Below are 10,712 nucleotides of genomic sequence, written 5' to 3'. Positions count from 1 at the left end.
ACTCTACAGCTTGCATGACTGCATTCATTTCAACTCTCCGTTGTCAACGTGGGCGATGGACTGGTCGTGGTCATCAGTCCGCGACGTACATCCTTTCGAGGCAGGCAACGCCGACGCGTCACGTCCGGCCAGCCTGATGAATCGGCAACTGGATGGTGAACTGGCTACCGACACCCACTTCGCTCTCAACCGACATTATTCCGCCGTGCTCTTCGATGATGCCGAAGGAAATCGACAAGCCCAGTCCGGTACCACTTCCCACTGGCTTAGTCGTGAAGAAGGGATCGAAGATCGATCCGAGGCTGTCCTCGGGGATTCCACAGCCGGTATCGCTGACCGACAGATACACCCAGGTCTCGTCACAGCGCGTGGAAATGGCAATGACTCCCGGCTCGTCGAACGACTGAGAAGCGTTCACCAGCAGATTCATGAACACCTGATTGATTTTCGCCAGATTACACATCACCAATGGCAAGTCACCGAACTCAAGCCTTACCTCACAGGAATATTTCAGCTCGTTGGACAGCACCTTCAGGGTGGACTCGATACCCGAATGCAGATCCGATTCTGCGGTTTCCGCACTGTCCACGCGGGAGAAACTCTTCAGTCCCTGCACGATTTCCTTGACGCGCAGCGAGCCGGACAAGGAATCCGCTACCAGTTCAACGACATCGCCCAGCATGAAATCGATATCGTTTCTCTGCTGTATTTCCTGTATTTTCTGGTAGAGCGATTCATCCTCCCTTCCCCCCTTGACCCCATCCGAATACTGTCGGTATGCGGTAATCAGTTCCTTCATCACATCCGTATAGGTCTGCAAAGTGCCAAGGTTACTGGTGATGTAACCGATCGGATTGTTGATCTCGTGTGCCACACCTGCGGCCAGTTGTCCGACACACGCCATCTTCTCCGACTGCATCAACTGAGCCTGAGCGTTCATCAACGCAACATTCGATTTCTCGATCTCCTCGTTGCGTCTCTCGATCTGTGAGTTCTTCAGCTTCAGATCTTCATTGGCCAGATAGAGCTCGCGTGACCTGGATTCAAGAAAATGCTCGGCCTGTTCTCTTGCCTGTCGTTCACGATCCAGCGCGCGCTGCAGCATGTCGACCCGTTCCGGATCACTGATGGCTGGTAACAGACTAGGCAAAATCGAGCTCCAGCCGACATTGCCCAGCGCCGTGATGCATGCACTCGGAATGAATCAGCTCAATGTTCTCACCGAAGATCTCCGCGGTTCCCACGACCAGACCTTCTGCCAGATGACAGAGCTTTCTGGGTGAAGAGTAGAGCATGGTCAGCTGCGCATCACCGCGGCTTTCATAGACAAACTCCGGTAACAGTGCTTCCGGATGCAGTTTCTTGACTTCCACGTGTACAACATCATGCACATTTTCGAGAAAGCTCTTTGCCGTATGATCCGCCATGTATTCAGGATGCAGCTTGTGGAATTTGTGCATCATGTAGGTACCGAATGTTCGGATCAGGTCGGCCGGTTCGGCCCCCGTGAGCTCGGACAAGGCGCCGACATAGGCGATGAGTTCACCATCAGGGTAGACTTCCGCACTGGTGTAGATCGCGCCGGATGCCGGCGCTGTATCCTGTATCAGCTTGTCCCAGACTTCCATGCCGAAATTGTCGGTAACAAGGTCAGCGAATATGTTGAATACAATTCCCTTCATGTCAGCAGCCCTCCAATACAGTGCCAGTTGAATGAGTGATTTCCCGGTCGACATGCATGTCTGCAACGAGACAGACCGGGCAATCGCGTCATGGAACCACCAGAGAATCGGCCACCATGATTCAGCAGGAAAACGGTATCACTCGGAATCCGAGCACATTCCCCTGGCCGTCGCCTGATGCGCCAGCCCGCATTTCCCTGTCTACACCCTATCGGGCACAGGGGCATGGAAATTCATCCCTGACCCCAGTACCCAAGCGCAACTTTCTGCAATTTTGAACTGGGCGATGGCATTGACTCATGAACATCGCACTTTCTCCGCCGCGATCAACAACACAGGTCTCCATTTGCTGCGCTGCAGTGCAACCGGGCGTGACGCACATTTCATCAAGCGAGAGTGAGTCATCAGCATCGTTGCAGCTTCCGGGAATGCTTTGGGCAGGCTTGACGCAAGAGCTTCCCGTCCGCGACAAACCCGCTCGAGCCCGCTCAACGGTCAATCAGCCACACTGAAGAACATGTTCTCCTGCAAATCATCCGCTTCCAGCTCCGTATTGTTGACGATGACATCAGCCAGCGTCTGACGGTAGGTCAAGCCTTTCAATTCGGGGCGATCAAGCATGGATCGCAAGGCGCGATTCCAGCGATAGAAGAATCGATCACCATCGCGCAGGACTTCGAACTGCCGCTTCCAGATGGCGAGCTGCAATTCACCGAATTCGCTACCTGGCAGATGAGGCTCCGACACCATGCCGACAAAGGCGTCCACCCGGTCGATATCCCCATAGACACCCTTCAATCTGGCAGCCAGCGTGGTTCGCCGAACACCCGATACCGCTTCGGTATCTGCAGCTTCGGAACCCGGCTCCAACAGCTGACCGTTCACATCCCGCAATTCGATAAAGTCCAGAATGTCAGGGTCGTTGATCGGGTCCAGCGGATCGATCAACGGATCATCGACTGGAAAGGACTCGCTGGCCTCCCCGGTCAACTCGGAGAAAGAGCTTGCCTCCTTCAGACCGTAGACTCTGCGCATGTCGTTATAGCTGGCCATGCCGTGTTCGCGACCGCGGATGATATCCAGAACACCGATATCGTTGACCAGGATGAAACACTCGTTCAGAGTGGGTCCATCCAGACAGCCCTGCATGGTCGTACTGCGCTCGGCTGGAATCTGGAACAGCACGCTGCGAAGCTGGTTGTCGATCTGCTCATCATTGCGATACTGCGGTTCCCCTCCCAGGCCTGCCAGCAACGGTCCCAATCCCAGTTGGGCCACCAGCTGGGGTCGATGAAAGGCGATATTCAACGGCACGGCCAGTTCAATGTCACCGCTTTCTTCCTCACCATGCTCTACCTCGATTCCCGCCTCAGCGAATTGACCCAGCAGGCTCTCGTCGTACTGACCCGCCTGTGCCTGGAGCTCTATTTCCCCATGAATCATGCTGTGCGCACGAAACCCGACCGTCGCGAATTCGTTGCTGACGCTGGTCTCGACATCCGCGCGATAGTGCCTGGCCGGCTCAAGCTCGACACCCAGGGCAGGCAGGAACTCCTCGTACGTGATGTACTGCTGAGTCGCGATGACCAGACGTCGCGCCATGTCGAACTTTCGTTGTTCCGACCATTGCTCCGGTAGCTGATCCACGATGCGATTGTGCTCTCTTGCGAACAGTGTCTGTACTGCCGTCAACGCAATATTCTCATTGGCCCGCACATCACCTGCAATGATGGCCTGCTCATCGGCATCCGGTGCATACAGAAGGTTTCCCAGTCTTTCCATGGCGGGCGCCTTGCTGGCGTCACCGCGTTCGATGGCTCGTGGCAAGTACTGCTCGGAGGTCATCAGCAGCCGCGCGCCATTGTTGGACATGTCGCCATCGACGGGCCCTTCGCGCAGCCACTCGAGACGCACTTCCGAGCCGCCATATACCGCCCAGGCGTCGATGAAGCTGCTGACCGTATTCAGCTGCTCACGAACAGTATCGATACCGGTGCCATCCATTGCAGTACTGCGAGTCGTCCTGAATTCGCCATCGCCGTGAGCGAACGTTTCCAGTGGATCGGACTCATCATAGGCCATGAACAGCGCTTCATCGCTGCTGCCTCGCAATCCGATCGTATGATCGATGAACTGTCCCCAGTTATAGGCCCATTGAGTCACACCGTTTTCCGAAAACAGGTTCTGCGCATGGTCCTCGAAGATGCGGTTGCTGATGTAACGTGGCTCGGGTCCTTCTGCAGGGGCAGCGATTCCATCAGCGTAGTTGGCTGGCGTCAGCCGAGCATAGGCCGTGTTGGCAGATCCGACCAGGGGATTCTGACGGTTGTTGTCGCGGCCATCCAGGGTCTGCAGGTCGCGATGGGATTCTCGGTAAGGTGTTTCTCTTTCACTGGCACCAGCCACAACGGCGATGCAACACAGCACCATGAAACCGGAAGCCAGATGAATCGCGCCCGGGCAGTTCGAGGTGGGATTTTGCACTGCTGATTTACTTGTACTCATGAATGGTTTTCTGATTTTTCGCAAGAGGTCGGGAAACGGGGGCATGGCCATGCCGACCGCGCTCCGCTTCTGTCGGAGCGGGGCCGGAGACCGATGGAAGTCAGCCTGCCTGATCGCCCAGCAGCGACTGCAGGGCACTGACGAGCAGCTCGTTCTCCGCCGGCAGATTGACCGCCAGCCGCAGATATCTTTCGCTGGAGCCTCGTTTGTTGCTGCACTCCCGAATGAAACAGCCATGTTCTTCCAGCAGTGAATTGCGCAGAGCCTTGCCGGAGATGCCGGCATCCAGCTCCACGAACACGAAGTTCGCTTCAGAGGGAAATACACGCAGACGGTCGATTGTCTGCAGACTGGCCACGAAGGCCTGTCTTTCCTGATCGGTCCGGGAAAAGCTGTCCCTGAGCTCCGCACGCATGCCAGCAACGCGTTGCAGTACAAATGCAGCCAATCCATTGATGTTCCAGAAAGGCAGTCGCTTGCGAATCAGAGCCGCGCGTTCTTCATGGGTAACCGCGTACCCCAGCCGCAGGCCATGCCAGCCCAGGGACTTGCCGAGGCTCTTGACGACCACCAGGTTTCTGGCCTCAGCCACCAGATTCTCCGCACTGGCAACCCGGGAATAGTCGATGAAGGATTCATCGATGATGATCAGTGGCAGATCGGAAAGCTGTTGCAGCAACTCGCGAACTACCTTGCCGGGCATCGCTGCACCGGTCGGATTGTTGGGGTTGGACAATACAAGTGTCTGTATACCCTTGTCCCGCACGAAACCAACGATGTCGCCCACGGACAGCACATGGTCACGCTCTGCCTTACGCTGAATGTAGTGAATCGGTACACCGTGGGATTCCGGCAGATCTGTCCACTGCCCGAAGGTCGGTGTACAGCTGGCCATGGGGCCGGCTGCCTGCTGGCAAAGCATCGTGATCAGCTCGGTAGAGCCATTGGCGACGACGATCCGGGCTGCAGGCACGCCTGTCAGTGCAGAGAGTGCTTCCTGATGGACCTCGGCATACTCCGGATAGTACTTGACGATATCGGGCAAGGACGATCGAATATCCTCCAGCAGCGATGGGGGTGGAAAGTGCCGGTTCACCGGCACACAGAAGTCGATGAGTTCCCGTTCCGGGGCCGCGACCTGTCGTACACTGAAGAACGCCGGGTTATGTGCCTCTGTTGCAAACAGGGACTGTGTGGACTCAGCGTGCATGACAACCTCCGGAGACAATGCGGTGATTGCCGATGAGCGTCAGATCACTGCCGAAGCGGCGCCTGATCGAATCGATCAGGGCATCTCCCAGGTCATCGCTGGTTCGATACAGAACCCCCAGCACCGTTCCACTGTGAGCGCAGTTGACACCAAGGGCACCGTCACGTGTGCAACTGTCCAGCAATTCGTCGAAGGGCGCCTTGGGAAGAATCTGTTGACTGAGTCTGGCGCTGATGGTGGCAGCCAATGCAATGCCTACCGGATCCCCCAGCCTCAGACTGTTGCACATCAATGCAAGAGTGGCAGTAACTCTTGCCTGCGCTTGGTGATAGACACTGCGCGCCTTTTCCCGATCGAATGCCAGGGTATCCACTTCGCCACCACAATCCAGCACGATCACGCTCAAGTCCTCCGGTGCCGGCAAACAGGCATGTACCACGCCATTGAGATGGTTGACATGGCCGATACCCGGCAAGTGCACACTGTCCGACGGTTCAACACGTGCAATGAGCCTGGACAGCTCGACCGCAGACAGATTCAGACCACGCAGCTCACAGGCAACGCTCAGAGCAGCAGCCAGATCGGCGGAGCTCGACGCCATGCCCTTGCCCCGCGGAATGCGGCTCGTGACCACCAGCTCACGGCCTGCAGCCGATCGCTCCATGACGACATCGCGTGGCGTCTGCTGCTCGGCGCAGGCGTCCAGCAAGGCAATCGCATGGGCGACCTTGGTATATCGAGTTGCATCACGAACCACCAGGCCGCTGCTGCCGGTGGGCAGGAGTGTTGCCTGTGCATAGAGATCGATCGGGCAATTGACCAGAAAATCACGCCCGTCGATAGCGCCCTGCATCAACTCCCCGCACGTGGCCGGGGCTTGTCGTATCAGGATGTCCGGCAGTTTTCGCGAAACGTTTCCATGACTGGGGAGCGTCAGTGCGTTTTCCGAATGGTTGGGTATGGATAGAGCGGTCGGGTAGAGAGATGTCCTGCTGAGTGTCATCATTCATTCCATCAGTTGCTGATAGTGACAGGCACGGAAACCCTTGCCTTGAGATGATCAACGCAGCTGATGGCGTTTGGTTGACAAGAAAGATCGAGACTGCACTGCGAACGAGTCCCGAGTGCTCTGCGGTGGCGCATATTCGCCTCCACCGCAGCGCATTGCCTACTGTGTCAGTGGAAGACTCACACTCACTTGCAGTCCTGACGGCTTGCGGTTACGCAAGGTCAACGTTCCACCGTGCGACCTGATGATCGACAGTGCGATCGACAAACCTAGCCCGGCGCCTCCGGTTTCACTGTTGCGACTGTCGTCGCCTCTGACAAATGGCTCGAACACGGTCTCCATTCTCTCTTCCGGGATGCCCGGCCCATCATCTTCCAGGATCACGACAGCGCAACCCTCGACAAGCTGAAGCGACATTCTGGCCAGCGAGCCGTAGCGAATGGCATTGTCGACCAGATTGCCGAAGGCACGCTGCAGGGCTACCGGTCTTGCCCGGATGATACGATGCTCGCCCGGTGTGTAGCTGGCCCCTCGTTCCTGACACAGATGGGAAAGCAGCTCGTTCAGTTCAACGTTCTGCATCTCTTCAGGCTCGGCATTGCCTCGCGCAAAGGCGACCAGTCCGTTGGCCATCACGGTCATCTCATCCAGAGTCCTCACCATTGGATCCCGGAACTCCTCGTCGAGCATTTCCGCGCGGATACGCAGACTGGTGATCGGGGTACGCAGATCATGACCCACAGCGCCAAGCGTACGTGTGCGTTCGGCATCGAAACGGGCAATCTGAGCCTGCATGGCATTGAAGGCTGCCGCAGCTTCTCGCACTTCTCGCGCCCCTTGCTCTGGCACTCTGGCTGATCGGTCTCCACGACCTGCTGCCTGAGCGGCATCCGCCAACAAGGCCAGAGGCTGTGTCAGACGTCGCACGAACCAGAGACCCACGACGAGTACCGACACCAGGGACAGTCCCAGAATGAGATAGAAGACCCCTTCACCGAGCAGTGTTGCAGCATGTCCCTGCGCGGGCGGCAAGCTTCTGGCCGTGATGTTGACCCAGCCTCCCCCGGCAGACAGCGGAGCTGCTTCGGGACTGGTCGGCATTGCCTCCTCCTCTGCGATCCGGGACGCCCCTGTCGCTTGCGGCACGTTGCCGGCAAGCTGGATGGACACGCCGATGATCTCTGGCGCAGGCCGTGGCGGCTGGCGACGAGCATCGCTGCGTCGAGAATCGCTGGTACGATTGTTCTGCTGGCGGCGATCAGCCACCATCACGAAAACCTGCCGCGGGGCCAGAGACTGACTGAGACGCTCCTGCAGGGAGCGAGATCGGACATTGTCGGCTGTGCTGGCATTCAGAGGCTGATCACTCAACTCAATCTGGGCCACTCGGGTCGAGGCATTCCTGGCAACTGCCGGACGCAGGGAAGGCTCGATGGACTCCAGTACGGGCACCAATGCGACTATCCGTTCAAGCTCCCGGTTATCGCGTGACTCTCGTCCCCATCGGGCGCGCTCCAGCGACAGCACCAGCAAGGCCAGCACGTTTGCCACGATCAGCGCGCTTGCCAGCAACAGTGCGAAGCGGCCGGCCAATCCATCCGGCATCCACTTCGACATGAAGGTGCTCATGTATTTCCGGAATCATCGGATTCGACATCTGCCGCCAATGCATAGCCGCCTCCCCAGTCGGTGACCAACAGCACAGGGTGTTGCGGGTCATCCTCGATCTTGCGCCGCAGCCGACTGATCTGATTGTCAATGGCCCGGTCATAGGCCTTGGCTTCTCGTCCAGCCGTGAGATCCAGCAGGCTGGAGCGACTGAGTACCTTGCGCGGATGGTCCAGCAGGACTTCCAGCAGACGATTCTCGCCTGTGGTCAGCTCCACCTGACGACCGTCCTCGTGACACAGTTTGCGCGATGCCGGATCATGTATCCAACCGGCAAAGCGTCGCAGACTGTCCGAAATCCGCGGCACCGGTGGTGGCACTCGACGCAGTACCGCGCGGATCCTGGCCTGCAACTCGCGCGGGTTGAAGGGCTTGGCCAGATAGTCATCCGCACCGATCTCCAGACCAACGATGCGATCGGTATCGTCTCCCATTGCCGTGAGCAGAATGACCGGAGGTCCGTCATTGGCCACCAGCCAGCGGCACAGGCTCAAACCATCTTCCCCCGGCATCATGACATCCAGCACGACAATGCCGATTGCCGACTCGGCCACCGCCTTGCGGGCTTCAGCCGCATTGGCAGCCAGTTGCACACGAAACCCCTTGCTGCGCAGGTACTGGCCCAGAGGCTCCCGAATATCGCGCTCATCATCAACGATCAGTATCTGTACTTCAGAGATATCCGACATGGGCTGTTCAAGACCTTCATTCAGTGAGTAGTCAGCTTGTATTGTGCCCACTGCGTCGGGATCCTGCACTGCTTCCGATACGACCCGACGCACGAGTTTGTCGCAAATTGTATCAATCGGGACAACTGCGACCATATGCGACAAAACAGGCTCTCGCCTGACACACACCCGATCGATCCCGCCCCTACAGTGTATTCCAACGGTCAGCGACCGCCTTTTCATCAAATACACAGAGGAATTCACATGAAACCTGTCAAATCCATTTCAATGATTCTGGCCTCCGCCCTGGTACTGGGTACCGTCGGCGTGGTCGCCAACGCACAAGACGGAAACAGCGAGACCATCGACGAACAACTGCTGGCACAGGATTCCGGTCAGTCTGGTGAACGCGAAAGAGGCCATGGCAAGGGAGGTCACGACAAACGCAGGATGGCCGACGGAGCTCGACACGGCAAGCGGGGGCAAGGTGGACCGGGCCTCATGGTCAAACTGCTCAAGAGCGCCGATGCGGATGGGGATGGGGTTGTCACTCAGGCAGAGATCGATACCTTCAAGGCCGCGCAATTGAGCGGTGCGGACAGCAATGCTGACGGTGCGCTGAACATCGAGGAATTCGACACGATCTATCGTGCACTGACTCGCTCACGCATGGTCGACATGTTCCAAGACCTCGACGAGGACGGTGATGGCGTGATCAGCGCCGCCGAGCTTGATGATCGTGTCAGCTCAGTCGTCGCACGAATGGATCGCAACGACGATGGCACTCTGACACGGGAAGATGGACGCCGCCACGGTGGTAACCGGAACCACTGAGTCAGGCCATTCCGGCACCGGCGTCCTGATGTCCTGATGTCCTGATGTCCTGATGTCCTGATGTCCTGATGTCCTGATGCCCTGATTCCCTGACGGGCTGACGGGCTGACGGGCTGACGGGCTGACGGGCTTGTCAACCATTGTCGAACGGATGCGTTCCAGTGAGTAACACAACCTTTTCTGTGGTGAATACCGCAGCTGGAACTCTACGTGAACTCACACCGAACAGGCAATTGCACCCACCTGCCCCCGGTCAGCCGTCTGTCAATGACGCCGGGCCCGTGCCTGGAATTCAGGCTCCCTGACGAGATGCGCTCCCCATGTTGCCGGTAGCTGCAGATCCGGTGCTTCGGGAAGCCGGGTCATGGCAGCAATCAGGCACCTGTTGCCGTACCGCCCAGAAAAAGAAGCGATGGAAATTCAATCGACGCAGCCACACTACGAGTCGGATTGCGATGATCAGGCGAGTTGCGGGTCGAGGCACGATCTCACCCCCGCTCTGCCCGACGCATGCCAGAACGACAAATCATCGACGATCGACTCGACGCGGACTTCCGATTGGCAGACTGAACCACCTGCCGCGATTTCACTCAGCATTGCTGATTTCCTGCAGTCTGTAGAGCGCAAGGCATTCGTGATGGCTCGCTACGCCCTGCAGAATGAAGATGATGCACTGGACACGGTCCAGGATGCCATGCTCAAGCTGTGCGAACGATATGCAGATCGACCACCAGAGGAATGGCCTCCGCTGTACTATCGAATTCTGCAGAATGGCATTACCGACAGACGCAGACCGCGGGGAATGCAGCGACTGAAACGCTGGATTCAACGCAGTACGGAATCCTCTTCGGAATCGACACCGGATGAATCGATGCTCGATACCATGGATTGCCTGCCAAGTGATGAACCGGGCCCCCAGGACACGCTATCCTCGTCGCAGAACACCAGCCGAATCAACCGGTTTCTGACCGAACTGCCGGCGCGCCAACGAGAGGTCTTTCTGTTACGAAACTGGCAAGGGCTGAGCGTCAAGGAAACTGCCGAGGTAATGAACATCAGCGATGGAAGCGTCAAGACGCATCTGTCGCGAGCGGTAGCCGCCTTGAGAGAACGTCTGGATGAGCAGGAACAATGAC

At 57.6% G+C, this 10,712-nt stretch carries 10 protein-coding genes; 3 read left to right on the top strand and 7 right to left on the bottom strand.

The genetic code is table 11. The features are described from left to right. Positions 1 to 118: 118 nt before the first annotated feature. Both ACUNV4_RS01515 and ACUNV4_RS01510 read right to left on the bottom strand, forming a co-directional pair. The gene (locus ACUNV4_RS01515) at positions 119 to 1,150 is read right to left on the bottom strand and encodes an ATP-binding protein (RefSeq protein WP_430876714.1); all 1,032 of its coding nucleotides are present in this window, start codon (positions 1,148 to 1,150) and stop codon (positions 119 to 121) included. After that, the gene (locus ACUNV4_RS01510; RefSeq protein ID WP_430876713.1) at positions 1,143 to 1,682 is read right to left on the bottom strand and encodes a heme NO-binding domain-containing protein; all 540 of its coding nucleotides are present in this window, start codon (positions 1,680 to 1,682) and stop codon (positions 1,143 to 1,145) included. Before ACUNV4_RS01510 ends, ACUNV4_RS01515 begins: the two co-directional genes overlap by 8 nt. 56 nt (positions 1,683 to 1,738) lie before the next feature. Between ACUNV4_RS01510 and ACUNV4_RS01505 the strand changes: the two genes are divergently transcribed. Continuing rightward, a complete protein-coding gene (locus ACUNV4_RS01505) occupies positions 1,739 to 1,960 on the top strand; it encodes a hypothetical protein (protein WP_430876712.1) in 222 nt (73 codons plus the stop codon). Between the two features lie 217 nt (positions 1,961 to 2,177). On the opposite strand, the gene ACUNV4_RS01500 is transcribed toward ACUNV4_RS01505, so the two are convergent. From ACUNV4_RS01500 to ACUNV4_RS01480, 5 genes are all read right to left on the bottom strand, one after another. Further along, positions 2,178 to 4,166 carry a peroxidase family protein gene (locus ACUNV4_RS01500; RefSeq protein ID WP_430876711.1) on the bottom strand — a complete coding sequence of 663 codons (1,989 nt, stop codon included), beginning with the start codon at positions 4,164 to 4,166 and terminating at the stop codon, positions 2,178 to 2,180. Positions 4,167 to 4,287: 121 nt separating this feature from the next. Further along, positions 4,288 to 5,397, bottom strand: coding sequence for a pyridoxal phosphate-dependent aminotransferase (locus ACUNV4_RS01495; RefSeq protein WP_430876710.1), 1,110 nt, complete (start codon positions 5,395 to 5,397; stop codon positions 4,288 to 4,290). Continuing rightward, complete coding sequence (locus tag ACUNV4_RS01490) at positions 5,387 to 6,400, bottom strand: GHMP family kinase ATP-binding protein (protein ID WP_430876709.1); 1,014 nt, start codon at positions 6,398 to 6,400, stop codon at positions 5,387 to 5,389. The genes ACUNV4_RS01495 and ACUNV4_RS01490 overlap by 11 nt, the downstream gene beginning before the upstream one ends. Positions 6,401 to 6,565: 165 nt before the next feature. Next, positions 6,566 to 8,035, bottom strand: a complete 1,470-nt coding sequence (locus ACUNV4_RS01485) for an ATP-binding protein (protein ID WP_430876708.1) — start codon at positions 8,033 to 8,035, stop codon at positions 6,566 to 6,568. After that, a complete protein-coding gene (locus tag ACUNV4_RS01480) occupies positions 8,032 to 8,814 on the bottom strand; it encodes a response regulator (RefSeq protein ID WP_430876707.1) in 783 nt (260 codons plus the stop codon). Before ACUNV4_RS01480 ends, ACUNV4_RS01485 begins: the two co-directional genes overlap by 4 nt. A 192-nt stretch (positions 8,815 to 9,006) precedes the next feature. Here ACUNV4_RS01480 and ACUNV4_RS01475 point away from each other — a divergent pair, with 192 nt between their 5' ends. Continuing rightward, a complete protein-coding gene (locus ACUNV4_RS01475; protein ID WP_430876706.1) occupies positions 9,007 to 9,576 on the top strand; it encodes an EF-hand domain-containing protein in 570 nt (189 codons plus the stop codon). A 412-nt stretch (positions 9,577 to 9,988) separates the two neighbouring features. After that, a complete protein-coding gene (locus tag ACUNV4_RS01470) occupies positions 9,989 to 10,711 on the top strand; it encodes an RNA polymerase sigma factor (RefSeq protein WP_430876705.1) in 723 nt (240 codons plus the stop codon). The last annotated feature ends 1 nt before the right edge of the window (position 10,712 follow it).

It is taken from the genome of Granulosicoccus sp. 3-233 (assembly GCF_052681095.1).
The sequence above is the reverse complement of the archived record's forward strand: the minus strand, read 5'-3'. Positions and strand labels throughout refer to the sequence as shown.

Excerpts from the sequence above, each read along its gene's own strand:
- ACUNV4_RS01510 (WP_430876713.1), bottom strand. The coding sequence starts at position 1,682 with ATGAAGGGAATTGTATTCAACATATTCGCTGACCTTGTTACCGACAAT.
- ACUNV4_RS01505 (WP_430876712.1), top strand. The coding sequence starts at position 1,739 with ATGTCTGCAACGAGACAGACCGGGCAATCGCGTCATGGAACCACCAGA.
- ACUNV4_RS01495 (WP_430876710.1), bottom strand. The coding sequence starts at position 5,397 with ATGCACGCTGAGTCCACACAGTCCCTGTTTGCAACAGAGGCACATAAC.
- ACUNV4_RS01490 (WP_430876709.1), bottom strand. The coding sequence starts at position 6,400 with ATGACACTCAGCAGGACATCTCTCTACCCGACCGCTCTATCCATACCC.
- ACUNV4_RS01485 (WP_430876708.1), bottom strand. The coding sequence starts at position 8,035 with ATGAGCACCTTCATGTCGAAGTGGATGCCGGATGGATTGGCCGGCCGC.
- ACUNV4_RS01475 (WP_430876706.1), top strand. The coding sequence starts at position 9,007 with ATGAAACCTGTCAAATCCATTTCAATGATTCTGGCCTCCGCCCTGGTA.
- ACUNV4_RS01470 (WP_430876705.1), top strand. The coding sequence starts at position 9,989 with ATGGAAATTCAATCGACGCAGCCACACTACGAGTCGGATTGCGATGAT.